Raw genomic sequence first — 25351 nt, forward strand, 5'->3', positions numbered from 1 at the left:
GACGCAACCCCCACCCCCCCTCCCCCACCCCCCCCCCTCCTCACACCCCCCCCCGCCCTCCCCCCCTCCTCCCCACCCCCCCCCCCCCCCCGGCGTCGGGGTCGAGGGAGAACGAAGAACGGCCCTGGTCGATGACCAGGGCCGTTCTCTCGTGGTGCGCCTGAAGGGATTCGAACCCCCGACCTTCTGCTCCGGAGGCAGACGCTCTATCCACTGAGCTACAGGCGCGGGCGCCGGACGGAAAACCGCTCGGCACGGTGCACGAGACTACCAGCACCTGAGCACCGGACGGCACACGGCGGACGATCCCACCACGACGGCGAGCACCTGGCGGCCCGCCGCCTTTGTAGAATCGCCCGGTGACCCCCGACGAGCTCTCCGGAGCACTCAGCGCTGCCCTCGCCTCGGCCGTGGCCGACGGCACCCTCGCCCTGCCCGCCGACGCCGTCCCGGCCTCGGTGCACGTGGAGCGACCCCGGCAGCGCGAGCACGGGGACTGGGCCACCAACGTGGCGCTGCAGCTCGCGAAGAAGGCGGGCACCACGCCGCGCGCGCTCGCGGAGGACCTGGCGGCCCGCCTCGCGGCGACGCCGGGGATCAAGGCGGCCGACGTCGCCGGCCCGGGATTCCTCAACATCACGCTCGAGGCGGGCGCCGCGGGCGAGCTCGCCCGCACGATCGTCACCGCCGGAGACGCGTACGGCCGCACCGACGCCCTCGCGGGCCAGGTGCACAACCTCGAGTTCATCTCCGCCAACCCGACGGGCCCGCTGCACATCGGCCACACCCGCTGGGCGGCGCTCGGCGACGCGCTCGCGCGGATCATGCGAGCGGCCGGCGCCGACGTGACGGCCGAGTACTACATCAACGACGCGGGCGCGCAGATGGACAAGTTCGCCGCGTCGATCCTCGCCCGCGCGAAGGGCGAGGACGTGCCCGAGGGCGGGTACCCCGGCGAGTACGTCGCCGAGCGCGCCGCCGAGGTGCTCGAGCAGGAGCCCGACCTCCTGTCGCTCCCGGCGGACGAGGCCCTCACGACCGCGCGCGAGCTCGGCTACCAGGCCCAGCTCGAGGCGATCCGCCGCACCCTCGACGCGTTCGGCGTGCACTTCGACGTCTGGTTCTCCGAGCGCACGCTGCACGACTCGGGCGCCGTGGAGCAGGCGGTCGCCCGCCTGCGCGAGCAGGGGCACGTCTTCGACGTCGACGGCGCGGTGTGGCTGCGCACCACGGACTTCGCGGACGACAAGGACCGCGTGATGATCCGCGCGAACGGCGAGCCCACCTACTTCGCCGCCGACGCCGCGTACTACCTGTCGAAGAAGGACCGCGGGTTCCCGGGCAAGATCTACCTGCTCGGCGCCGACCACCACGGGTACATCAACCGGCTCAAGGCCATCGCCGCCTGCGCGGGCGACGACCCGGAGGCGAACATCGAGGTGCTCATCGGCCAGCTCGTCAACATCGGCGGCGAGCGGATGGGCAAGCGCCGCGGCAACGCCCTGTACATGGACGACCTCATCGAGTGGCTGGGCTCCGACCCGCTGCGGTACTCGCTCGCGCGCTACCCCGCGGACTCGCCGCTGTCGCTGTCGGGCGAGGAGATGCTCAAGCAGAGCAACGACAACCCCGTCTACTACGTGCAGTACGCGCACTCGCGCACCTGCGCCGTCGACCGGAACGCGGCCGACCGCGACGTCGCGCGCGTCGCGGCCGACGGCTCCGACGCCTTCGACCCCGCCCTGCTCACGCACGAGACCGAGGCGGCGCTGGTCGGCGCGCTCACCGAGTTCCCGCGGATCGTCACGCAGGCGGCCGAGCTGCGCGAGCCGCACCGCGTCGCGCGCTACCTCGAGTCCCTCGCCGCGGACTACCACAAGTGGTACCAGGAGTGCCGCGTGACGCCGTACCCGGACGAGGAGGTCACCGACACGCACCGCACGCGCCTGTGGCTGAACGACGCGGTGCGCCAGGTGCTGGCGAACGGCCTCGACCTGCTCGGCGTCTCCGCCCCGGAGCGGATGTGACCGGGGCCGGGAACCAGGCCACGACGGGCGTGCTCGGGGTCCCCTGGTCGACGGGCGTGCGCCGCCGCGACGACGGCGTCGTCGAGGTGGGCGGGGTCGGCGTGGACGCGCTGGCGGCCCAGCAGGGCACCCCCGCCTACGTCCTCGACGAGGCCGACTTCCGGGCCCGCGCCCGCGGCTACCGCACGGCGTTCGCGACGGCGTTCGCCGAGGTGGGCACCGGCGTCGACGTCTACTACGCGGGCAAGGCGCTGCTCACCGTCGCCGTGGCCCGCTGGGCGCGCGAGGAGGGCCTGCGCGTCGACACGGCGTCCGGCGGCGAGCTCGCCGTCGCGCTGCGCGCCGGTGTCCCCGGCGCCGAGATCGGCCTGCACGGCAACAACAAGTCGGACGCCGAGATCCTCGCGGCACTCGACGCGGGCGTCGGCCGCATCATCGTCGACTCGCTCGTCGAGATCGACAGGGTGGCGGCGCTCGCCGGCTCCCGCGGGCTCGTGGCTCCCGTCATGGTGCGCGTCACGACCGGCGTGCACGCGGGCGGGCACGAGTACATCTCCACCGCGCACGAGGACCAGAAGTTCGGCCTCTCGGTGAACCCGGGTCCGGACGGGGGAGACGGGCCCGCGATGCGCGCGCTGCTCGCGGCCGTCGAGCGCCCGGAGCTGCACCTGCTGGGCATCCACTCGCACATCGGCTCGCAGATCCTCGACCCGGCGGGCTTCGAGGCGGCGGCGCGCGTCGTGCTGCGGCTGCGCGCCGAGCTCGCGGAGCGCACGGGCGTGCTGGTCGGCGAGGTGGACCTCGGCGGCGGGTACGGCATCGCGTACCTGCCGGGGGAGGTGCCGCTCGACCCGGACCGCATCGCGAAGGACGTGGCGAGCGCGGTGGCGGCCGTGTGCGCCGAGCTGGGCACTCCGCTGCCCCGGATCTCGATCGAGCCGGGCCGCGCCATCGTCGGCCCCGCGGGGCTGACGCTCTACACGGTCGGCACGGTGAAGCCGGTCGCGCTCGACGACGGCCGTGTCCGCACCTACGTCTCGGTCGACGGCGGCATGAGCGACAACATCCGCCCGGCGCTGTACGAGGCGCAGTACCACGCGGAGCTCGTGGGCCGGACCTCGACGGCGGAGCCCGTGCTCGCGCGCGTCGTGGGCAAGCACTGCGAGAGCGGCGACATCGTCGTGCACGAGACCTGGCTGCCCGGCGACGTGCGCGACGGCGACCTGCTCGCCGTCGCCGCGACCGGCGCGTACGGGCGCTCGATGGCGTCGAACTACAACCTGCTGACCCGCCCGCCGGTGGTCGCCGTCTCATGCGGCGCGTCGCGCGTCCTGGTGCGGCGCGAGACGGTCGACGACCTGCTCGCGCTCGACCTGGGCTGACGGCCGTGGACGGCGGCCCGGCGGCCGACGCGCCGCGGCTATCCTGACCCCGTCCCGGCATCCCGTTCCGAAGGTTCTCCCGTGCCTGCAGCCCCCTCGTCCGGGCCCCTGACTGGGGCCGTCCCCGCGGCCCGTCCCCGCCAGGCGGCCGACCCGACCCCCACGGTGCTGCGCGTCGCGCTGCTCGGCTGCGGGGTCGTCGGCTCCCAGGTCGCGCAGACGCTGATCCAGCACGCCGACGACCTCGCCGCCCGGGCCGGGGCACGCCTCGAGCTGGTGGGCATCGCCGTGCGCGACGCGAGCCGTCCGCGCGGCGGCGTCGGGACGGTCGTCCCCGCCGACCTGCTCACCGAGGACGCCGAGGCGCTCGTCGACCGGGCCGACCTCGTCATCGAGCTCATGGGCGGCATCGAGCCGGCGCGCGGGCTCATCCACCGCGCGATCGCCGGCGGCGCGAGCGTCGTCACGGCGAACAAGGCGCTCCTCGCCGCGCACGGCCCGGAGCTCTTCGAGGCCGCCGACGCCGCGGGCGTCGACCTGTCGTTCGAGGCCGCCGTGGCCGGCGCGATCCCGATCGTCCGCCCCGTGCGCGAGTCGCTCGCCGGCGACCAGGTGCGCCGCGTGCTCGGCATCGTCAACGGCACCACCAACTACGTGCTCGACCAGATGACGACGCACGGGCTGGACCTCGAGGAGGCGCTCAAGGAGGCGCAGACCCTCGGGTACGCGGAGGCCGACCCCACGGCGGACGTCGAGGGGCACGACGCCGCGGCGAAGGCCGCGATCCTCGCGTCGCTCGCGTTCCACACCCGGGTCTCGCTGGCGCAGGTCGCCTGCGAGGGCATCACCCGCGTGACCGCCGCCGACGTCGCCGCCGCGCAGCAGACCGGGCACGTCGTGAAGCTGCTGGCGATCGCGGAGCAGACCGCCGAGGGCGTGTCCGTGCGGGTGCACCCCGCGCTCGTGCCGGCCACGCACCCGCTCGCCGCGGTGCGGGGCGCGTTCAACGCGGTCTTCGTCGAGGCCGACGACGCCGGGCCGCTCATGTTCTACGGGCAGGGCGCGGGCGGCCGCCCGACGTCGTCCGCCGTGCTCGGCGACCTCGTGTCGGCCGCGCGCGACCGGATGGTCGGCGGGCGCGGGCCGCGCGAGTCCGCGTACGCGTCGCTGCCGGTGCTGCCGCACGACGCCGCCGTCACGCGCTACCAGGTCCGCCTCGTCGTGGCGGACCGCCCCGGCGTCCTGGCGCAGGTGGCGCAGGTGCTCGCCGACCACGGCGTGTCGATCGACACCGTCCGCCAGGCGCCCGACGAGCCGTACGCCGTCGACGTCGCCGAGGGCACCGCCGCGCTGCTGCTCACCACGCACTCCGCCCGCGAGGCGTCGCTCGCCGCGACGGTCGCGGCCGTGCGCGGCCTCGAGCCGGTGCGCGAGATCACGTCCGTCCTGCGAGTCGAGGGAGCCTGACATGTCGACGCCCCAGCCTGCCCACCAGTGGCGCGGTGTCATCACCGAGTACGCCGACCGGCTGCCCGCCCACGTGGCGGAGCGGATCGTGACGCTCGGCGAGGGCGGCACCCCGCTCGTGGCCGCCCCCGCGCTGTCGGACCGCACCGGCGCCGACGTCTACGTCAAGGTCGAGGGCATGAACCCGACCGGGTCGTTCAAGGACCGCGGCATGACGACGGCGATCTCCGCGGCCGCGGGCCGCGGCGCGAAGGCCGTCGTGTGCGCCTCGACCGGCAACACGTCCGCCTCGGCGGCCGCGTACGCGACCCGCGCCGGCATGACCTGCGCCGTGCTCGTGCCGGACGGCAAGATCGCGATGGGCAAGCTCAGCCAGGCGATCGCGCACGGCGCCCGCCTCCTGCAGGTTGACGGCAACTTCGACGACTGCCTGATCGCGGCGCGCAAGCTCGCCGAGGTGTACCCGGTCGAGCTGGTGAACTCCGTCAACCCGGACCGCATCGAGGGTCAGAAGACGGCGGCGTTCGAGGTCGTCGACGCCCTGGGCGACGCCCCGGACATCCACTGCCTCCCGGTCGGCAACGCGGGCAACATCACCGCGTACTGGAAGGGCTACCGCGAGTACGCGGGCCTGGACGACGGCGCCGCGCACGGCGCGGTCGCGACCCGCACGCCGCAGATGTGGGGCTTCCAGGCCGCCGGCGCCGCGCCGATCGTCCTCGGGCACCCCGTCGACCAGCCGGAGACGATCGCCACCGCGATCCGCATCGGCAACCCGGCGTCGTGGGAGCAGGCGGAGGCCGCCCGCGACACGTCCGGCGGCGTGATCGAGTCGGTCACCGACGAGCAGATCCTCGCCGCGCACCGCGTCCTGTCCGCCGAGGTCGGCGTGTTCGTCGAGCCGGCGTCCGCGTCCGGCGTCGCGGGCCTGCTCGCCCGCGCCGAGCGCGGCCTGGTCCCCGCCGGGGCCCGGGTCGTCGTGACGGTCACCGGCCACGGGCTCAAGGACCCGCAGTGGGCGCTGCGCACGCCGGACGGCGGCGAGGTGACCCCGACGCGCGTGAGCGCCGACGTCGTCTCCATCGCCGACGCGCTCGGCCTCGGCTGAGCCCCTCCCGCCCGACACCGTTCCGACCGAGCCCCGAGAGGGAGACGCGCATGCAGCTCGGCGCCGACCACGTGCTGGTCCGTGTTCCCGCGACCAGCGCCAACCTGGGCCCGGGGTTCGACGCGATGGGCCTGGCCCTCGCGCTGTACGACGACCTGGAGGTCGAGCTCCTCGCGAGCGACGACGTCGTCATCGAGGTCGAGGGGCAGGGGGCGGGGGAGGTGCCGCTCGGCGACGACCACCTCGTCGTGCGCGCCCTGCGGCACACGCTCGAGCTCGCCGGGGCTCCCCGGACCGGCCTGCGGCTGCAATGCGTCAACCGGATCCCGCACGCGCGGGGGCTGGGCTCGTCGTCGGCGGCCGTCGTGTCGGGCATCGTCGCGGCGCGTGCGCTCCTCGCCGACCCCCACGTCCTGGACGCGGCCGCGGTGCTGCGGATCGCGACGGAGTTCGAGGGCCACCCGGACAACGCGGCTCCCGCGATCCGGGGTGGCGCGACGCTGGCGTGGCGGTCGGGCGACGGCCCCCGCGCCGTGGACCTGGACGTCGACGACCGCATCGAGGCCACCGTCCTGGTGCCCGACGCCCGCCTGGCCACGAGCCGCGCCCGGGGCGTGCTCCCGGCGGAGGTGCCGCACGGCGACGCGGCGTTCACCGCCGGGCGCGCGGGGCTGCTCGTCGAGGCGCTGGCGCGGCGCCCGGAGCTGCTGCTCGACGCCACCGAGGACCGGCTGCACCAGGACTACCGCGCGAGCGTGATGGCGGGCTCGGCCGAGCTGCTGCGGGCCCTGCGCGCCGAGGGGCTGGCGGCCACGATCTCCGGCGCCGGTCCCACGGTCCTCGTGCTCACCGCGGGCGACGGCACGGGCCGGCTCGACGCCGTGCTGGCCGACCTCGTCGACGACGTGGCGGGCTGGCGCGCGCTGCGGCCGGGGGTGGACCACGACGGCGCGGTGGCGCGCCGCGTGGCGGCCGGCGCGTCGGCCTGGGGCCGGGTGTGAGGTGATATGATGCGGTGAGCCTTCGGGATCGACCGCGAGGGCACCCCCTCTCCACCGCACGGCGCGCCAGCGTGCCCGGTCAGAGCCAGGTGCCTCGGTGGTCGCGATGCGGTGCAGGACCGCCGCGCCAGTCCCGCGAGAGGGTGAAACACCAACCCCGCCAGCCGACGTCGTCGTACCACTGATGCGAGGTTCCACGCGTCTCGGCGCTCCCCGCGCCGGACGGCAACCACCCCGGCCCCGAGATCTGCGGGCCGCATACGAGGGGGAAGGGTCCTTCGTGACGAACACCACCGACAGCCGGAACGGCGCCGCCGCATCCGGGAACCTGAGCTCGATGCGTCTGGCCGAGCTCCAGGCGCTGGCCTCCGGCATGGGCGTCAAGGGCACGTCCCGGATGCGCAAGAGCGACCTGCAGGACGCGATCCGGGCCGCCCGCGGCCAGGGCGCGCGCACCGCCGGTGCCCCGGTCGCCGCGGCGACCGCCGTGGCGCCGACGGTCCGCAGCGACGCCCCGGCCCAGTCGCCGGCCGAGCAGAGCTCCGGGCAGGCCTCGGGCGGCGCCCGCTCCCCGCGCGCCGACGGGGCCGAGGCCCCGCGCCGCTCGCGCCGGGCCACCCGCTCGGCCGGCTCGGCCGAGGGCGACGCGGCGCCGCAGCAGCGCGCGGCGGAGGCGCCCGCCGAGCAGCAGCCCTCCCGGGACGAGCAGCGCGGCAGCGAGCAGCGCGGCCAGCAGAACGACGCCGACCGCGAGGCGCGCCTCGCCCAGCTCGCGGAGGCCGTCGCGGCCCCGCGCGAGCGCGGCGGCCGCCGGTCCGGCAACGGGCAGAACGGCAACGGCCAGAACACCGGCCAGGGACAGGGACAGGGCGAGGGTGACGGCCAGCGCTCGGGTCAGGGGCGCGGCAACGACGGCTCCGGCCAGCAGCAGCGCTCGGGCGCCCAGGGCGGCCAGCGCGACGAGCGCCCGCGGCGGGACGACGACGACGAGCGCGGTTCGCGCCGTCGCCGGGGTCGCGACCGCGGCCGGGACCGCAAGCGCAACCGCGGCGGGCGTGCGGGCGGCCCGGACGTCGCCGGCCTGGACGACGTCGAGGTGCGCGAGGACGACGTGCTGCTGCCCGTCGCCGGCGTGCTCGACATCCTCGACAACTACGCCTTCGTGCGCACGAGCGGCTACCTGCCCGGGGCGGGCGACGTCTACGTCTCCCTCAACCAGGTGAAGAAGTCCGGCATGCGCCGCGGCGACGCGATCGTCGGTGCCATCCGCCAGCCCCGCGAGGGCGAGGAGCCGCCGGCGGGCAAGAACGTCCGCAGCAAGTTCAACGCGCTCGTGCGGCTGGACTCCGTCAACGGCATGACGCCGGAGGAGGCGCGCCAGCGTCCCGAGTTCACCAAGCTGACGCCGCTGTACCCGCAGGAGCGGCTGCGGCTGGAGAACCCGGAGGCCACCCGCCTCACGCCGCGCGTGATCGACATCGTCGCCCCGATCGGCAAGGGCCAGCGCGGCCTCATCGTCGCGCCGCCCAAGGCCGGCAAGACGATCATCATGCAGCAGATCGCCAACGCGATCACCGCGAACAACCCCGAGGTCCACCTCATGGTGGTGCTCGTGGACGAGCGGCCCGAAGAGGTCACCGACATGGAGCGGACGGTCAAGGGCGAGGTCATCGCCTCGACGTTCGACCGCCCCGCGTCGGACCACACGATCGTCGCGGAGCTCGCCATCGAGCGGGCCAAGCGCCTGGTCGAGCTGGGCCAGGACGTCGTCGTGCTGCTCGACTCGCTCACCCGCCTGTCGCGCGCCTACAACCTCGCGGCGCCGGCGTCGGGCCGCATCCTGTCCGGTGGTGTCGACGCCGCGGCGCTCTACCCGCCGAAGAAGTTCTTCGGCGCGGCGCGCAACATCGAGAACGGCGGCTCGCTGACCATCCTCGCCTCGGCGCTCGTGGAGACGGGCTCGAAGATGGACGAGGTGATCTTCGAGGAGTTCAAGGGCACGGGCAACATGGAGCTGCGCCTCTCCCGCAACCTCGCGGACAAGCGGATCTTCCCGGCGGTGGACGTCAACGCGTCCGGCACCCGGCGCGAGGAGATCCTCATGTCGAAGGACGAGCTGGGCATCGTCTACAAGCTGCGCCGCGTCATGGGGGCGCTCGACCAGCAGCAGGCGATCGAGCTGCTGCTCGGCCAGCTCAAGAAGACCAAGACCAACGTCGAGTTCCTGCTGCACGTGCAGAAGACGACGCCGGCCGGGCTCTCGGACGAGAACCCGGGCGAGACGATCTGATCGTCCCGGTGCGCGTCCGCGTTCTGGCACAATGGTTCGTCGGCCATCCGGTTCACGGCCCGCTGTCCTGCGGGGCGACCCGGTGGCATCACACCAAGGAGCATCATGAAGTCCGGAATCCACCCCGAGTACGTCGTCACCGAGGTGACCTGCACCTGCGGCAACACGTTCACGACCCACAGCACCGCGACCTCCGGCAAGATCAGCGTCGAGGTCTGCAGCGCCTGCCACCCGTTCTACACGGGCAAGCAGAAGATCCTCGACACCGGTGGCCGCGTCGCCCGCTTCCAGGCGCGCTACGGCAAGAAGAAGTAGCTGCCTGACCCCTGTCGGGGTCCCTGCGAACGCGCGGAGCGAAGCGAGCACGTTCGTGGGGTGGCTAGCGCCGGTGGTCCGCCCGACAACCTCTCCAGGGGCAGTCGGACGACGGACCACCGGCGCTTCTGCTTTGCCGAGGGAATGTCGCCACCCGCCGAGGCAGTGCGTGTCCCGGTGAGGTGGTCCGCGCCGGGCCCGACGCCGCCTCGCGCCCGGACCGGGAGTACCCATGACCGACTCGTTCGCCGCCGCGCGGCCGCTGCTCGACGAGCACGCCGAGATCGAGCGCGCGCTGGCCGACCCGGCCGTGCACGCGGACGCGGGGCGCGCCCGCTCTCTCGGCCGCCGCTACGCCGAGCTGAACCAGGTCGCCGCGGCGTACCGCGCGTGGGAGCAGGCCCGCGACGACGCGGAGGCGGCCGCCGAGCTCGCCGCCGAGGACGAGGCCTTCGCGGCCGAGCTGCCGGCCCTGCGCGCCGCGGCGGAGGACGCGTCCGAGCGGCTGCGGCGTGTGCTGGTGCCGCGGGACCCCGACGACGCGCGCGACGTCATCCTCGAGATCAAGGCGGGGGAGGGCGGCGACGAGTCGGCCCTCTTCGCCGGCGACCTCCTGCGCATGTACCTGCGCTACGCCGAGCGCCGCGGCTGGGCCACCCAGGTGCTCGACGCCACCGAGACCGAGCTGGGCGGCTACAAGGACGTCCAGGTCGCGGTCAAGGCGCGGAGCGTCTCCGACCCCGCCGAGGGCGTGTGGGCGAGCCTGAAGTACGAGGGCGGCGTGCACCGCGTGCAGCGCGTGCCGGTCACGGAGTCGCAGGGACGCATCCACACGTCGGCGGCCGGCGTGCTGGTGCTGCCCGAGGTGGACGATCCGGGCGAGGTGGAGATCGACCCGAACGACCTGCGCATCGACGTCTACCGGTCGTCGGGCCCGGGCGGCCAGTCCGTGAACACGACGGACTCGGCCGTCCGCATCACGCACGTCCCCACGGGGATCGTCGTGTCGATGCAGAACGAGAAGTCGCAGCTGCAGAACAAGGAGCAGGCGATGCGCGTGCTGCGCGCCCGGCTGCTCGCGGCGCAGCAGGAGGCGGCCGCCGCGGCCGCCGCCGACGTCCGGCGCTCCCAGGTGCGCACCGTGGACCGCAGCGAGCGGATCCGCACCTACAACTTCCCGGAGAACCGCATCGCGGACCATCGCACCGGGTACAAGGCGTACAACCTCGACCACGTGCTCGCGGGGGACCTCGACCCGGTGGTGCGCTCGGCGGTCGAGGCCGACGAGGCGGCGCGGCTCGCGGCCGCGGGCAGCGCCGGTGACTGACGCGACGCCCGCGGTTCCCGCCGTGCCCGCGACCGTCGGCGGGGCCGTGCGCTGGGCGACGTCGCGGCTCGGAGCAGCCGGCGTGCCCAGCCCGCGCGTCGACGCGGAGACCCTGCTCGCGCACGCCCTCGGCGTCGACCGGTCGGAGGCGCGGCGCCTCGCCGTGCTGGACCGCGTGATGCCGGACGGCGCGGCCGACCGGTTCGCCGCCGACGTCGAGCGCCGCGCGGACCGGGAGCCGCTGCAGCACCTCACCGGCGTGGCCGCCTTCCGGCACCTGGAGCTCGCCGTCGGGCCGGGCGTCTTCGTCCCGCGGCCCGAGACCGAGGAGGTCGCGCAGGTCGCGATCGACGAGGCGGTGCGCGTGGTGGCCCGCGAGGGCACGGCGGTCGTGGTCGACCTGTGCACCGGGTCGGGAGCCATCGCGCTGGCCGTCGCGACCGAGGTGCCGGGCGCCCGCGTGCACGCCGTCGAGCTCGACGCCGCGGCCCACGGGTGGGCCGCCCGGAACGTCGCCGCGGCGACGGGGGACGGGGCGGCGGACGCCGTCGTCCGCCTGCTGCGCGGCGACGCGCGCACCGCGCTGCGCGAGCTGGACGGCGCCGTCGACGTCGTCGTCTCCAACCCGCCGTACGTGCCGCCGGGCGCCGTGCCGCGCGACCCCGAGGTGGCCGACCACGACCCGGCCGTGGCGCTCTACGGCCTGGGCGACGACGGGCTGGAGGTGCCCCGCGGAGTGACCGCCGCCGCGGCGCGGCTGCTGCGGCCCGGCGGTCTGTACGTCATGGAGCACGCGGAGGTGCAGGCTGCCGCGGCGCGCGCGATGGTGGCGGGCACGACCGGGTTCGGCCCCGCGAGCACGCGCGAGGACCTCACCGGCCGGCCGCGGATGGTGGTGGCGCGCCGCTGCGGCGGTACGCGCGAGCACCTGGCCACCGACCCGGACGGCCGGCCGGGGGCCGGCCGAACCGTGACAGACTGAGCCCGTGAGCAGCGTGCACGACGTCACCGACCCGAACACCTGGGGCCCTGCGATCGACGAGGCGGTGAACACGGTCTCGCGCGGCGGCCTGCTGGTGCTGCCGACCGACACCGTCTACGGGATCGGCGCCGACGCCTTCGACGCGGAGGCCGTCGCGGCCCTGCTCGCGGCCAAGGGCCGCGGGCGCCAGATGCCCCCGCCCGTCCTCATCCCGGACGTCCGCACCCTCGACGGGCTCGCCACCGAGGTCCCCGACGACGCGCGCAAGCTGGCCGAGGCGTTCTGGCCGGGCGGGCTCACGATCATCCTGCAGGCGCAGCCCTCGCTGCAGTGGGACCTGGGGGAGACGCACGGCACCGTCGCGCTCCGCATGCCCGACCACCCGGCCGCGCTGGCGCTGCTGCGGCGCACGGGCCCGCTCGCGGTGTCGAGCGCCAACGCCACCGGCAACCCGGCGGCCCTCGAGGTCGCCGACGCGCAGGCGCAGCTCGGGGACGCGGTGACCGTCTACCTCGACGGCGGGGACGCGCCCGGCGGGGTCGCCTCGACCATCGTCGACGCCACCGGAGAGCAGCTGCGCGTGGTGCGCCAGGGCGCGATCACGCTCGAGGCGCTGAACGACGTCGCGCCCGTGCGGGGCGTCGACGAGCCGGTCGAGGAGCCCGCCACCGAGACCACTGCCGAGACCGCTGACGCGTCGACCGAGCCTGCCGACGAGAGCACGCCCGCCCGGACCGAGGAGCAGAGCTCCGCCCCCGCGGAGGAGTCCGCCGGGTGAGGGCCTATCTGCTCCTGCTGCTCGTCTCGGCGGCGGTCACCTACCTCGCCACGCCGGGCGCGCGGTGGGTCGCGCGCCGCACGAACGCGATCACCGCGGTGCGGGCGCGCGACGTGCACGTGCAGCCGACGCCCCGGCTGGGCGGCCTCGCGATGCTCCTCGGGATCGTCGTCGCGGTGGTGCTGGCCTCGCAGATGCCGTTCCTCGCGGGCGTCTTCGAGACCGGCCCGCAGGCGTGGGGCATCGTGGGCGGCGCCGTCATCGTCTGCCTGCTCGGCTGGGCCGACGACGTGTGGGACCTGGACTGGATGACCAAGCTCGCCGGGCAGGTGCTCGCGGCGGGGTTCATGGCCCTCCAGCAGGTCCAGCTCACGTCGCTGCCCACCCCGGACTGGCTGTTCATCACCTCGTCGAGGATCTCGCTGTTCCTGACGATCCTGGTGGTCGTCGTGGCGATGAACGCGGTGAACTTCGTCGACGGCCTGGACGGGCTGGCCGCGGGCCTGATCGCGATCGGCGGCTCCGCCTTCCTGCTGTACACCTACGGGCTGACCCAGCAGGCGACGCCGGAGAACTACGCCAACCTCGCGACGCTCATGATGGCCGTGCTGGTCGGCGCGTGTCTCGGGTTCCTGCCGCACAACTTCTTCCCGTCGCACATCTTCATGGGCGACTCGGGCTCGATGGTGCTCGGCCTGGTCTTCGCCGGCTCGGCCATCACGATCACGGGGAACGTCGACCCGGTCTCGATGGGGGCGACGCTCTCCGGCGCGCAGCGCGTGCCCCTGTTCATCCCGCTGCTGCTGCCGGTCGCGGTGGTGCTGCTGCCGCTCCTCGACATGGTGATGGCCGTGATCCGTCGCCTCGCGGCGGGCAAGTCGCCGTTCCATCCCGACCGCATGCACCTGCACCACCGGATGCTGGCGCTCGGCCACTCCCACCGGCGCGCGGTGCTGATCCTCTACGTGTGGGCCGCCGTCTTCTCCTTCGGCGTCGCCGCCCTCGTGCTCTGGGACTGGAAGGCCGTTCTTGCCGGCCTCGGCGTCGCCGTGGTGGTGGCGCTGCTCCTCACCCTCGGCCCGCTGCGCACCCGCGGCCGTTTCCTGGACGACGACGTCGCCACCGGCAGCCACCCGGCGGTCGTGGCGGCGCACCCGGCGCCCGCGCCGCACCGTTCCCCGACCCCGCCGCCGGCCGGCCCGGCCGCGCCCACCCTGACGACGCACGAAGGACGCCCCCGATGACGACGCCCGACGCTCCCGGCCCGACGCCCGACCCTGCCGCCGCGGACGAGCACGCCACCGACGCCGAGCGGCGGGTGCTGCGGACCGCGCTGCGGGACACGCTGCTGCTGGTCGGCGCCCTGGTGGTGCTGGGCGGCGGCATCGGCCTGCTGGTCGCCGGCCTGCCCGGGTTGTGGGGCGCCCTGGTGGGCGCCGCGATCGCGGCCTTCTTCTGCGCCACGACGATCTGGTCGATGATGCGCACCGTCGGGTCGAGCCCCGCGCGCATGGCCGCGTTCGTCATGGGCGCCTGGGTGGCCAAGATCGTCGTGCTCATCGTGGTGCTGGCGCTGCTCCAGGGCGCCACGTTCTACGCGCCGTGGGTGCTGATCGCCGTGCTCGCCGTCGGGGCGATCGGGTCCGCGCTGCTCGACTACCGCGCGGTGAACAGCGGCCGCGTGCCCTACGTGCAGCCCTGATCGCGCCGTCCGACCGAGCCTTTGACCAGGGTGCTTGCGCCGGGCGACCATTCGTCGCCGGGGGCAACATCGTGCGCTTCTTCACAAGCCGCGAGATCTGGCCGGAAAAACTGCTCCGCGATGTCGGAGCACCTGTGAACATCCGGTAGGCTGTCCGCGAATCCATGACGGCCAGGTCCGATGGCGTGCCCTCCCAGGAGTGGAGCGCCCGGACCGTACGACCTCCGGGAGAACCCCCTGTCTACGCCAGCGATCCCCCTGCTGCTTGCCGCCGAAGGTGACGGCGAGTTCCACGCGCCGACGATCGCGGACTTCTTCCCGCCGGCCATCTTCTTCGAGGGCACTCCCTTCGAGTTCAACCGGATCATGCTGGTCCGCGTCATCATGGCCACCGTCCTGCTGGTGGTGTTCTGCCTCGCAGCCCGGCGCGCCCGCCTGGTGCCCGGCCGGTTCCAGAACGCGGTCGAGATGATCCTCGACTTCGTGCGCAACTCGATCGCCATCGAGGTGCTGGGCCAGGAGAACGGCCGCAAGTACTTCAAGCTGCTCGCGACGATCTTCTGCACGGTCCTCGTGATGAACATCGCCGCGGTGATCCCGTTCCTCAACATCGCGGGCACCTCCGTGATCGGCCTGCCGATCGTGCTCGCCGCGTGGACGTACGTCATGTATCTCTCCGCGGGGGTCAAGGCGCACGGTCTGGGTGGCTACCTCAAGAACTCTCTCTTCCCGCCGGGTGTGCCGAAGCCGCTCTACGTGCTGCTCGTGCCGATCGAGGCGCTGCAGGTCTTCGTCCTGCGCCCCGCGACGCTCGTCATCCGGCTCCTGGCCAACATGGTCGCCGGGCACCTCATGCTCGCGATCTGCTTCGCGGCCACGTCGTTCTTCCTCTTCGACTCGGCCGGCGCGATGAAGCTGTTCGGCGCGGGCACGTTCGTGGCCGGCGCGGCGTTCTTCTTCTTCGAGGTCTTCGTGGCCGCCCTGCAGGCGTACGTCTTCGCGATCCTCACCGCCGTGTACCTCAACATGTCCGTCGAGGCGGAGCACTGACCGTCTCGCGGTTCCCGGCCTAGCCGGACCCGTCCTACCAACTGCACCCAGAAAGCGACGCCGGGCCACCGTGGTCCGGCGCCCAACGGAAGGAAACCCAGTGGACGTCACCACCCTCGCCGAGGTCACCGGAAACATCGGCACCGTCGGTTACGGCCTCGCGGCGGTCGGCCCGGGCATCGGCCTCGGCATCCTCATCGGCAAGACGATCGAGGGCATGGCTCGCCAGCCCGAGGTCTCCGGCCAGCTCCGTACCACGATGTTCATCGGTATCGCCTTCGTCGAGGTGCTCGCGCTCCTCGGCCTGGTGGCCGGCTTCATCGTTCCGTGATGATGACCTCTTCCCTGAACACCTCCACGCCGGCGGTCCTCGCCGCCGAGGGGACCGAGCAGAACATCCTGCTGCCGCACACGTACGACATCGTGTGGTCGCTGATCATCGTGATCATCGTCGGGTTCGTGTTCTACCGGTACGTCCTGCCCAAGTTCCAGGCCGTGCTGGACGAGCGCACCGCGAAGATCGAGGGCGGCATCGCCAAGGCGGAGAAGGCCCAGGAAGAGGCCGCGGAGGCGCTGAAGGAGTACCACCAGCAGCTCGCCGAGGCCCGTGCCGACGCCGCGAAGACCCGCGAGGAGGCGCGCGCCGAGGGCACCGCCATCGTCGCGGAGCTCCGCACCAAGGCGCACGAGGAGGCCTCGCGCATCGTCGAGACCGCCCACCGCCAGATCGAGGCGGAGCGCCAGACGGCGGCCGTCTCGCTGCGCGCCGAGGTCGGCGAGCTGGCCACCGAGCTGGCGTCCAAGATCGTCGGCGAGTCGCTGCAGGACTCCGCGCGCCAGTCGCGCGTGGTCGACCGCTTCCTCGACGAGCTCGAGGCCGCGGGCGACGAGTCGCGCACGGCGGCGCCGGTCGGCAACTCGGTCGGCAAGGAGGGCTGATGCGGGGCACCAGCGGAGCATCCCTCGCGGCGGCGCAGGAGCGGTTCGAGCCGGTCCTGCGGTCCGCCGGGTCCGACGCGAAGGCGCTCGGCGAGCAGCTGTTCGCCGTCGTCGCCGCCCTGGACTCCTCCGGGCCGCTGCGCCGGTCGCTCGCCGACCCGTCGCGCGACCCGGAGGACCGTGCGGCCCTGGCCGGCCGCGTGCTGGCCGGGGGCTTCGACGAGCGCGTCGTGGACCTCGTCACGGGGCTGGCGCGGTCGCGCTGGTCCGGCGACCGGGACCTCGCGGACGCCGTCGAGCGTCTCGGGCTCGACGCCGTGCTGGCGTCCGCCGAGGCGCGGGGCACCCTCGAGACGGTCGAGGACGAGCTGTTCCGGCTGACCCGGGCGCTCGTCGGGCAGCGTGAGGCGCGCCAGGTGCTCTCGGACTCCACGACGGAACCCGGGCGCCGCGCGCAGCTCGTCGACTCCCTGCTCACGGGCAAGGTGGACGACGTGACGCTCGTGCTCGCCCGCCGCGCCACGACCGCCCTGCGCGGCCGCCGCTTCGTGGCGACGCTGCTGTGGTACGGGGAGATCGCCGCCGAGCGTCGTCGCCGGCTCGTGGCCACGGTCACGAGCGGCAGCGTGCTCAGCCAGCCCCAGCAGGACCGGCTCGCCGGGCTGCTCGAGCGTGCCTACGGGCGCGCCGTGCAGCTCAACGTCACGGTCGACGCCGCCGTCATCGGCGGCCTGCGCATCCAGGTCGGCGCCGACGTCGTCGACTCCACCGTGCTGTCCCGCCTGGCCGACGCCCGTCGCCGGCTGGCCGGCTGAACCCCTAGGCCCAGCGCCGGCCCCGGTCGGCTACGCAGAACGTGAGGCCGCGCGATACGCGGCCACGACAGGAGAGAGCAATGGCTGAGCTGACGATCCGGCCGGAGGAGATCCGCGCCGCTCTGGACAGCTTCGTGAAGTCGTACGAGCCCGAGGGCGCGGTCAGCGAGGAGGTCGGCCGCGTCACCGTCGCCGCCGACGGCATCGCCTACGTCGAGGGTCTCCCCGGCGCGATGGCGAACGAGCTGCTGCGGTTCGAGGACGGCACGCTCGGCCTCGCCCTGAACCTGGACGTCCGGGAGATCGGCGTCGTCGTCCTCGGCGAGTTCACGGGCATCGAGGAGGGGCAGGAGGTCCGTCGCACCGGCGAGGTCCTGTCCGTCCCCGTGGGCGAGGGCTACCTCGGCCGCGTCGTCGACCCGCTGGGCAACCCGATCGACGGCCTGGGCGACATCGAGAGCGAGGGCCGCCGCGCCCTCGAGCTCCAGGCGCCCGGCGTCATGCAGCGCAAGTCGGTGCACGAGCCGCTGCAGACCGGCATGAAGGCGATCGACTCGATGATCCCGATCGGTCGCGGTCAGCGTCAGCTGATCATCGGCGACCGGCAGACCGGCAAGACCGCGATCGCGATCGACACGATCATCAACCAGAAGGCCAACTGGGAGTCGGGCGACCCGAACAAGCAGGTCCGCTGCATCTACGTCGCCGTCGGCCAGAAGGGCTCGACGATCGCCTCCGTGCGCGGCGCCCTCGAGGAGGCCGGTGCGCTCGAGTACACGACGATCGTCGCCGCCCCGGCGTCCGACCCGGCGGGCTTCAAGTACATCGCCCCCTACACCGGCTCGGCCATCGGCCAGCACTGGATGTACCAGGGCAAGCATGTGCTGGTCATCTTCGACGACCTGTCGAAGCAGGCCGAGGCCTACCGCGCCGTGTCGCTGCTGCTGCGCCGCCCGCCGGGCCGCGAGGCGTACCCCGGCGACGTCTTCTACCTGCACTCCCGTCTGCTCGAGCGCTGCGCCAAGCTCTCGGACGACCTGGGCGCGGGCTCGATGACCGGCCTGCCGATCATCGAGACCAAGGCGAACGACGTCTCGGCGTACATCCCGACCAACGTCATCTCCATCACCGACGGCCAGATCTTCCTGCAGTCGGACCTCTTCAACGCCGACCAGCGCCCGGCGGTCGACGTCGGCATCTCCGTCTCCCGAGTCGGTGGTGACGCGCAGATCAAGGCGATGAAGAAGGTCTCCGGCACGCTGAAGCTCGAGCTGGCGCAGTTCCGCTCGCTCGAGGCCTTCGCGATGTTCGCGTCCGACCTCGACGCGGCGTCGCGCGGCCAGCTGGCCCGCGGTGCGGTGCTCATGGAGCTGCTCAAGCAGCCCCAGTACACGCCGTACCCGGTCGAGGACCAGGTCGCGTCCGTGTGGGCCGGCACCAAGGGCAAGCTCGACGACGTCCCCGTCGAGGACGTCAAGCGGTTCGAGTCCGAGATGCTCGACCACCTGCGTCGCCACACCTCGGTGCTCTCCACGATCGCCGAGACCGGCAAGCTGGAGCAGGACACCGAGGACGCGCTGGCCGCGGCCGTCGAGGACGTGCGCAACGGCTTCCTCAAGGCCGACGGCACCCCGCTCGTCGGTGGCGACGACGAGGGCGACTCCGCGGACGTCGAGCAGGAGCAGCTCGTCGTGCAGAAGAAGGCCTGAGCATGGCCGGTGGAGCCCAGCGCATCTACAAGCAGCGGATCAAGTCGACGCAGTCGCTGAAGAAGATGTTCCGCGCGCAGGAGCTGATCGCGGCCTCCCGCATCGGCAAGGCGCGGGCGCGCACCGCCGCGGCGTCGCCGTACGAGCGTGCCATCACCCGCGCGGTGTCGGCCGTGGCGACGCACACGTCGACCAAGCACCCCCTGACGAGCGAGCGGCACGACACGGACCGCGTCGCGGTCCTCGTGATCGCGTCCGACCGCGGCATGGCCGGCGCCTACTCGGCGTCGATCATCCGGGAGGCGGAGCGCCTGATCGCCCAGCTGCAGGGCGAGGGCAAGCAGGTCGAGCTCTACGCGACCGGCCGGCGCGCCGTCTCGTACTACGGCTACCGCGGGCGTCAGCTCGCGGGGCACTGGTCGTACGGCTCGGACAGCCCGGACTCGGACGTGGCCGGCGAGATCGCCGACACGATGCTCGGGACGTTCCTCGCCCCGGCGGACGAGGGCGGCGTCTCGGAGCTGCACGTCGTGTACACGCAGTTCGTCAACATGGTCACGCAGCGCCCGCGCGTCGTGCGGATGCTGCCCCTCGAGGTCGTCGAGGGCGTGGCCGTGCCCGGTGAGCACGACGCGTTCCCGCTGTACGACTTCGAGCCGTCGCCGGAGAGCGTCCTCGACGCCCTCCTGCCGCGGTACGTGCGCAGCCGCATCTTCAGCTTCATGCTCGACGCCGCGGCGTCCGAGCTGGCCGCGCGCCAGCGGGCGATGCACACGGCGACGGACAACGCCGAGGACCTGATCCGCACCTACACGCGCCTGGCGAACCAGGCCCGCCAGGCGGACATCACCCAGGAGATCAGCGAGATCGTCTCGGGTGCCGACGCCCTCGCGGCGTCATGACGCCGACCATGGCAGCAGCCCAGCCGGCTCTGACGACCGTACTGACATCCGCAACGTTCCTTTCGAAGCGAGGCAAGCAATGACCGCCACCACCGTGGAAGCCCCGGTCGAGCACCAGAGCGGACCCGGCGTGGGCCGTGTCGCGCGCGTGATCGGCCCCGTCGTCGACATCGAGTTCCCCGAGGACGCGATCCCCGACATCTACAACGCCCTGACGGTCGACATCGACCTGTCGTCGCAGGGTGAGGGCGAGAAGTCCTTCACCCTCATGCTCGAGGTCGCCCAGCACCTCGGCGACTCCCTGGTCCGCGCCATCGCACTGAAGCCGACCGACGGCCTCGTGCGCGGCGCCGCCGTGACAGACACGGGCGCGCCCATCAGCGTGCCGGTCGGCGACATCACCAAGGGCAAGGTCTTCAACGTGACCGGCGACGTCCTCAACCTCGCCGAGGGCGAGAAGTTCGAGGTCAACGAGCGCTGGCCCATCCACCGCAAGCCCCCGGCCTTCGACCAGCTCGAGTCGAAGACCGAGATGTTCGAGACCGGCATCAAGTCGATCGACCTCCTCACCCCGTACGTGCAGGGTGGCAAGATCGGCCTCTTCGGTGGTGCGGGCGTCGGCAAGACCGTCCTCATCCAGGAGATGATCCAGCGCGTCGCGCAGGACCACGGCGGTGTGTCCGTGTTCGCCGGCGTCGGCGAGCGCACCCGTGAGGGCAACGACCTCATCGCCGAGATGGAGGAGGCCGGCGTCTTCGACAAGACGGCCCTGGTCTTCGGCCAGATGGACGAGCCGCCGGGCACGCGTCTGCGCGTCGCCCTGTCCGCGCTGACGATGGCGGAGTACTTCCGCGACGTGCGCAAGCAGGACGTGCTGCTCTTCATCGACAACATCTTCCGGTTCACGCAGGCCGGCTCCGAGGTGTCGACCCTGCTGGGCCGCATGCCGTCCGCGGTGGGCTACCAGCCCAACCTGGCCGACGAGATGGGCCTCCTGCAGGAGCGCATCACCTCGACGCGCGGTCACTCGATCACCTCGCTGCAGGCGATCTACGTGCCGGCGGACGACTACACCGACCCGGCGCCGGCGACCACGTTCGCCCACCTGGACGCGACGACCGAGCTCTCCCGCGAGATCGCGTCGAAGGGTCTGTACCCGGCGATCGACCCGCTGACCTCGACGTCCCGCATCCTCGACCCGCGCTACGTGGGCCAGGAGCACTACGACGTCGCCACCCAGGTCAAGTCGATCCTGCAGCGCAACAAGGAGCTGCAGGACATCATCGCGATCCTCGGTGTGGACGAGCTCTCGGAGGAGGACAAGACGGTCGTCGCGCGTGCGCGCCGCATCCAGCAGTTCCTCTCCCAGAACACCTACATGGCGAAGAAGTTCACCGGCGTGGAGGGTTCCACCGTGCCGCTGAGCGAGACCATCGAGGCGTTCAAGAAGATCGCCGAGGGCGAGTTCGACCACATCGCCGAGCAGGCGTTCTACAACATCGGCGGCCTCGAGATGCTCGAGGAGAACTGGGCCCGGATCCAGAAGGAGTACGGGGCCTGACGGTCTCGTCCCGCCGCGTCGCCGCGCCGGGAGGCACCGCCTCCCGGCGCGGCGACGCGACCGCCTGACGAACCCGCACGATCGGAAAGAGGACATGGAGATGGCAGAGCTGAACGTGGACCTCGTCGCGTCCGACCGCAAGGTCTGGTCCGGCGCGGCGCGCGAGGTCAGCGCCCCGTCCGTCGACGGCCAGGTCGGCATCCTCGCCGGCCACGCCCCGCTCCTCGCGGTGCTGCGCCCGGGCACGGTCAAGGTGTCGACGGCCCACGGGACCGCGGTCGAGGCGCACGTCACCGGCGGCTTCGTCTCCGTCGACGGCAACCTCGTGACGATCGTCGTCGACGAGGTCTCGGAGCTGTCCGGCCGCGAGCCGGCGCTGCGCTGAGGCAGGTGCCGGTGGCGTACGCAGTCTGGTCCGCGGTGGCTCTCGTCGTCGCGCTCGGACTGGTGCTCGCCGCCGGCGCCTCCCGCCTGCGGACCCTCTCCCGGAGGGTCGGCTCCTTCCCCTGCCACGCACGCCCCGCGGACGACCCGCAGGCCGCGTGGATGGTGGGGATCGCCCACTACGCCGTGGGCCGTATCGACTGGTGGCGCGGGTGGTCGCTCGCGCCGCGCCCGGCGCGCGTCTGGCGCCGCGACGGGCTCTCGATCACCGGCCGCGCCCCGCTCGACCAGGCCGGGCAGCCCGACCAGGTGCTGGTGCGCTGCCGCTACGACGGCACCGACTTCGAGCTGCTGATGTCCTCCGGCGCGTACGCCGGGCTCGCGTCGTGGCTCGAGTCCGCGCCCCCGGGGCGCCGCGACCTGGTCCTGTAGAGCACCGCCACAGCACCCGCCACGAACGAAGAGGGGGACCGTGCGTCTCGTCGTCGCCCGCTGCTCGGCCCGGTACACCGGCCGGCTCACCGCCCACCTGCCGCTGGCCTCGCGGCTCCTCGTCGTCAAGGCGGACGGCAGCGTGCTGCTGCACTCCGACGGCGGCTCCTACAAGCCGCTCAACTGGATGAGCCCGCCGTGCTCGACGGCGGTCGGCGAGCCCGACGACGAGGCGCGGGGGCGCGGCGTCACCCAGGTCTGGACGGTGCAGCACCAGAAGTCCGACGACCGCCTGGAGATCGAGCTGCACGAGGTGGAGCACGACTCCGCCCACGACCTCGGCGTCGACCCCGGCCTCGTGAAGGACGGCGTGGAGGCGCACCTGCAGGAGCTGCTGGCCGCGCAGATCCACCTCCTCGGCGCGGGCCACTCCCTCGTGCGCCGCGAGTACATGACGGCGATCGGACCGGTCGACATCCTGGCCCGCGACGCCGCCGGCGCGACCGTGGCGGTCGAGCTCAAGCGCCGCGGCGACATCGACGGCGTCGAGCAGCTGACCCGCTACCTCGAGCTCCTCAACCGCGACCCGCTGCTCGCCCCGGTGCGCGGCGTCTTCGCCGCGCAGGAGATCAAGCCGCAGGCGCGCGTGCTCGCGACGGACCGGGGGATCGAGTGCCTGGTGCTGGACTACGACGCGATGCGCGGCGTGGACGACGTGGACTCGCGCCTCTTCTGAGACCTTCCGGAGTTTGTCAGGAAGGTTTCGCAATCCACCAGCCCTGCGGCAGGATGGGCCCATGATCGCTGCCACCCCCACGGCCCCCCTCTCCGACTTCGGCGCGCCGGTCGCGCTGCGCGGTCGCGTCGTGACGCCGCAGGACGACGTCGAGGACGGCGCGGTCGTCGTCGCGGACGGCCTCGTGCGCTGGGTGGGCCCCGTCGCGGCGGCCGAGCACGCCGACGCGGAGGTCGCCGCCGCGGTGGCCGCGGCCCTCGCCCCCGAGCCCGGCACCGTGCTGCTGCCCGGTCTCGTGGACCTGCACAACCACGGCGGGGGCGGCGTCGGCTTCCCCGACGCGACGACCGCCGACGACGCGCTGGTCGCGGTGCTCGAGCACCGCCGGCACGGCACCACGACGATGCTCGCCTCCCTCGTCACGGCCGACCGCGAGACCCTGCTGGCCCGGGCGGGCCTGCTCGCCGGCCTCGCCGACGCGGGCGAGATCGCGGGGATCCACGCCGAGGGGCCGTTCCTGTCGCACGAGCGGCGGGGCGCGCAGAGCCCGGACGACCTCGTCCCGGGCGACGTCCGCCTCGTGCGCGACCTCGTCGAGGCGTCGCGCGGGCACCTGCGCACCATGACCGTGGCCCCCGAGGTCGACGGCGTGGTCGGGGCCGACGGCGCGGCCGACGCGCTCGTGGCCGCGGGCGTCGTGCCGTCCCTCGGGCACACCGACGCCACCACGGAGCAGGCGGAGGAGCTCCTCGCGCAGGTGGCCGCGGCCCTCGCCGCCGCTGCCGAGGCGGGCGAGGCCCCTGCACGCGAGATGACCGCCACCCACCTGTTCAACGGGATGCGCCCCCTGCACCACCGCGCGCCGGGGCCGATCGCCGCGTGCCTCGCGGCCGCCGCCCGCGGCGAGCTCGTCGTGGAGCTGATCGCCGACGGCGTCCACCTGGCGCCGGCGACCGTGCGGACGGTCGTGGAGACGGTCGGGGCCGACCAGGTCGCGCTCGTCACGGACGCGATGGCGGCCGCCGGCATGGCCGACGGCTCCTACGAGCTGGGGCCGATGGCGGTGACCGTGCGCGACGGCGTCGCCCGCCTCGCCGATCCGGGCGACCCCGACGGCGGCGCGATCGCGGGCGGCACGGCGCACCTGGTCGACGTCGTGCGCGACACCGTCGCGGCGGGTGTCCCGCTCGTCGACGCCGTGCGCTCCGCGTCCTGGGTGCCGGCGCGCGTGCTGGGCCTCACCGACGTCGGCGGCCTCGTCGTGGGCCGGCGCGCGGACGTCGTCGTCACCGACGGCGACCTGCGCGTGCGGCGCGTGCTGCGCGGCGGCGTCGACGTGCCGCTCGGCTGAGCGCGGCCCTCCGCAGCGCTGCTCTCCAGCAGGCGATCCGCCGCGCCGTCGGAACCGATGACGCGCCCCCGCGCCGTCGCGGAGCCGCGGTCCTACCGTCGAGCGGTGCTCCCGCGGGTGGTCAGCACGGGCGCGAGCAGCCGGGTCTCGGCAGGCCGGCCGTCGTCGAGCCGGCCCATGACGATGTCCACGGCGAGGCTCCCGATGGTCGACGCGGGCAGGTCGATGGCGGTCATCGGCATCGCCTGCGCGAGCGCGACGTCCTCGGGGCACAGCGCGATCACCGACACGTCCTCGGGCACGGCTCGGCCGGACTCGCGCAGCCGGGACAGGACGTGGGGAAGCGCGCGCTCGTTGTGCACGAAGAGCCCGCTGGTGCCGGGCGCGTCGGCGAGGAGCTCGTCGACGACGCGGGCGACCTCGGCGGGCGCGCCCGGGCACGCGACGACCCGCGCGTCCAGGCCCTGCTCCGGTGCGGCCTCCGCGAAGCCGCGCATCACGCGGTCCACGTACGACGTGTGCCGGTCCACGACCTCCGGCGGGGCGCCGAGCATCGCGACGGTGCGGTGCCCCAGCTCGGCCAGGTGGCGCGCGGCGAGCCGCCCGGCGGACTCGAAGTCCAGGTCCACGCACGACAGCCCCGAGGCGTCGCGCGGCAGCCCCACCAGCACCGACGGCTGCCTCGACCGGGTGAGGATCGGGATGCGCGCGTCGTCGGCCTCCACGTCCATGACGACGAGGGCGTCGACCATCGACCCGTTCGTGGCGCGCTCCAGACCCTCGAGGTCGTCCTGGGTGAGCAGCAGGACGTCGTGCGCGTGCTCCCGCGCCCGGGTGACGACGCCGCCCGCGAACTGCATGATCACGGGCACGTCGATGCCGGAGCGCAGCGGGATCATGAGCCCGATGACCTCGGTGCGCGCCGACGCGAGGGCCCGAGCCCCGGCGTGCGGGCGGTAGCCCAGCGTCGCGATCGCCTGCTCGACGCGCCGGCGCGTGGGCGCGGAGATGGACCGCTTGCCGGAGAGCACGTAGGAGACGGTCGACGCCGAGACTCCCGCCGCCTTGGCGACGTCCTCGATGGTGGCCACGG

24 protein-coding genes and 1 tRNA gene are annotated in these 25351 nt (G+C 73.7%); 23 read left to right on the forward strand and 2 right to left on the reverse strand.

The genetic code is table 11. The features are described from left to right. Positions 1-152: 152 nt before the first annotated feature. Positions 153-228 (reverse strand) — tRNA-Arg (locus tag ACFCZN_RS12200). A gap of 131 nt (positions 229-359) precedes the next feature. Between ACFCZN_RS12200 and argS the strand changes: the two genes are divergently transcribed. The 23 genes from argS (at position 360) to ACFCZN_RS12315 (ending at position 24258) form a co-directional block, all read left to right on the forward strand. Then, positions 360-2027: an arginine--tRNA ligase gene (gene argS, locus ACFCZN_RS12205; protein ID WP_429767028.1), complete on the forward strand. Its 1668-nt coding sequence runs from the start codon at positions 360-362 to the stop codon at positions 2025-2027. Continuing rightward, the gene (lysA, locus tag ACFCZN_RS12210) at positions 2024-3409 is read left to right on the forward strand and encodes a diaminopimelate decarboxylase (protein ID WP_430556966.1); all 1386 of its coding nucleotides are present in this window, start codon (positions 2024-2026) and stop codon (positions 3407-3409) included. The genes argS and lysA overlap by 4 nt, the downstream gene beginning before the upstream one ends. Before the next feature lie 108 nt (positions 3410-3517). After that, entirely contained in the window at positions 3518-4876 is a 1359-nt protein-coding gene (locus tag ACFCZN_RS12215) for a homoserine dehydrogenase (protein ID WP_429767130.1), read from the forward strand. 1 nt (position 4877) lies between these two features. After that, positions 4878-5984, forward strand: a complete 1107-nt coding sequence (gene thrC / locus ACFCZN_RS12220) for a threonine synthase (protein ID WP_429767024.1) — start codon at positions 4878-4880, stop codon at positions 5982-5984. Positions 5985-6034: 50 nt separating this feature from the next. Further along, on the forward strand, positions 6035-6985 hold the full coding sequence (gene thrB / locus ACFCZN_RS12225) for a homoserine kinase (RefSeq protein ID WP_430556967.1): 951 nt from the start codon (positions 6035-6037) through the stop codon (positions 6983-6985). Positions 6986-7265: 280 nt separating this feature from the next. After that, positions 7266-9275, forward strand: a complete 2010-nt coding sequence (gene rho / locus ACFCZN_RS12230) for a transcription termination factor Rho (RefSeq protein ID WP_430556968.1) — start codon at positions 7266-7268, stop codon at positions 9273-9275. A 105-nt stretch (positions 9276-9380) separates the two neighbouring features. Beyond that, positions 9381-9590: a 50S ribosomal protein L31 gene (rpmE, locus tag ACFCZN_RS12235; protein ID WP_429767019.1), complete on the forward strand. Its 210-nt coding sequence runs from the start codon at positions 9381-9383 to the stop codon at positions 9588-9590. Positions 9591-9822: 232 nt separating this feature from the next. Further along, positions 9823-10917 (forward strand): peptide chain release factor 1, encoded by a 1095-nt coding sequence (prfA, locus tag ACFCZN_RS12240; RefSeq protein ID WP_430556969.1) that lies wholly within the window; start codon positions 9823-9825, stop codon positions 10915-10917. 22 nt (positions 10918-10939) lie between these two features. Next, a complete protein-coding gene (prmC, locus tag ACFCZN_RS12245; RefSeq protein ID WP_430556970.1) occupies positions 10940-11899 on the forward strand; it encodes a peptide chain release factor N(5)-glutamine methyltransferase in 960 nt (319 codons plus the stop codon). 13 nt (positions 11900-11912) lie between these two features. Continuing rightward, the gene (locus tag ACFCZN_RS12250) at positions 11913-12677 is read left to right on the forward strand and encodes an L-threonylcarbamoyladenylate synthase (RefSeq protein WP_429767128.1); all 765 of its coding nucleotides are present in this window, start codon (positions 11913-11915) and stop codon (positions 12675-12677) included. Next, a complete protein-coding gene (locus tag ACFCZN_RS12255) occupies positions 12674-13921 on the forward strand; it encodes a glycosyltransferase family 4 protein (RefSeq protein ID WP_429767014.1) in 1248 nt (415 codons plus the stop codon). Before ACFCZN_RS12250 ends, ACFCZN_RS12255 begins: the two co-directional genes overlap by 4 nt. Continuing rightward, positions 13918-14379 (forward strand): hypothetical protein, encoded by a 462-nt coding sequence (locus ACFCZN_RS12260; protein WP_430548285.1) that lies wholly within the window; start codon positions 13918-13920, stop codon positions 14377-14379. The genes ACFCZN_RS12255 and ACFCZN_RS12260 overlap by 4 nt, the downstream gene beginning before the upstream one ends. A gap of 180 nt (positions 14380-14559) precedes the next feature. Then, the gene (gene atpB / locus ACFCZN_RS12265) at positions 14560-15429 is read left to right on the forward strand and encodes a F0F1 ATP synthase subunit A (protein WP_430548286.1); all 870 of its coding nucleotides are present in this window, start codon (positions 14560-14562) and stop codon (positions 15427-15429) included. 100 nt (positions 15430-15529) lie between these two features. Next, complete coding sequence (locus ACFCZN_RS12270; RefSeq protein WP_079569652.1) at positions 15530-15760, forward strand: ATP synthase F0 subunit C; 231 nt, start codon at positions 15530-15532, stop codon at positions 15758-15760. Between the two features lie 2 nt (positions 15761-15762). Beyond that, entirely contained in the window at positions 15763-16368 is a 606-nt protein-coding gene (locus ACFCZN_RS12275; RefSeq protein ID WP_429767010.1) for a F0F1 ATP synthase subunit B, read from the forward strand. Continuing rightward, positions 16368-17183 carry a F0F1 ATP synthase subunit delta gene (locus tag ACFCZN_RS12280; protein WP_429767009.1) on the forward strand — a complete coding sequence of 272 codons (816 nt, stop codon included), beginning with the start codon at positions 16368-16370 and terminating at the stop codon, positions 17181-17183. Before ACFCZN_RS12275 ends, ACFCZN_RS12280 begins: the two co-directional genes overlap by 1 nt. Positions 17184-17263: 80 nt before the next feature. Beyond that, positions 17264-18892: a F0F1 ATP synthase subunit alpha gene (atpA, locus tag ACFCZN_RS12285; RefSeq protein ID WP_430556971.1), complete on the forward strand. Its 1629-nt coding sequence runs from the start codon at positions 17264-17266 to the stop codon at positions 18890-18892. A 2-nt stretch (positions 18893-18894) separates the two neighbouring features. Next, a complete protein-coding gene (locus tag ACFCZN_RS12290) occupies positions 18895-19794 on the forward strand; it encodes a F0F1 ATP synthase subunit gamma (RefSeq protein WP_430556972.1) in 900 nt (299 codons plus the stop codon). Positions 19795-19873: 79 nt separating this feature from the next. Beyond that, positions 19874-21355, forward strand: coding sequence for a F0F1 ATP synthase subunit beta (atpD, locus tag ACFCZN_RS12295; protein ID WP_430556973.1), 1482 nt, complete (start codon positions 19874-19876; stop codon positions 21353-21355). A gap of 100 nt (positions 21356-21455) precedes the next feature. Continuing rightward, a complete protein-coding gene (locus ACFCZN_RS12300; protein ID WP_380327012.1) occupies positions 21456-21740 on the forward strand; it encodes a F0F1 ATP synthase subunit epsilon in 285 nt (94 codons plus the stop codon). 11 nt (positions 21741-21751) lie between these two features. Further along, positions 21752-22171, forward strand: coding sequence for a DUF2550 domain-containing protein (locus ACFCZN_RS12305; protein ID WP_430556974.1), 420 nt, complete (start codon positions 21752-21754; stop codon positions 22169-22171). Between the two features lie 40 nt (positions 22172-22211). Further along, entirely contained in the window at positions 22212-22907 is a 696-nt protein-coding gene (gene nucS, locus ACFCZN_RS12310) for an endonuclease NucS (protein WP_429767000.1), read from the forward strand. Positions 22908-22968: 61 nt separating this feature from the next. Then, entirely contained in the window at positions 22969-24258 is a 1290-nt protein-coding gene (locus tag ACFCZN_RS12315; RefSeq protein ID WP_430556975.1) for an N-acetylglucosamine-6-phosphate deacetylase, read from the forward strand. Between the two features lie 92 nt (positions 24259-24350). Here ACFCZN_RS12315 and ACFCZN_RS12320 read toward each other — a convergent pair whose 3' ends face one another. Further along, positions 24351-25349 carry a LacI family DNA-binding transcriptional regulator gene (locus ACFCZN_RS12320; RefSeq protein WP_429766996.1) on the reverse strand — a complete coding sequence of 333 codons (999 nt, stop codon included), beginning with the start codon at positions 25347-25349 and terminating at the stop codon, positions 24351-24353. Between the last annotated feature and the right edge of the window lie 2 nt (positions 25350-25351).

Source organism: Isoptericola sp. NPDC056134 (genome assembly GCF_042264825.1).
In the GTDB taxonomy this organism is placed as follows: Bacteria; Actinomycetota; Actinomycetes; order Actinomycetales; family Cellulomonadaceae; genus Isoptericola; species Isoptericola nanjingensis.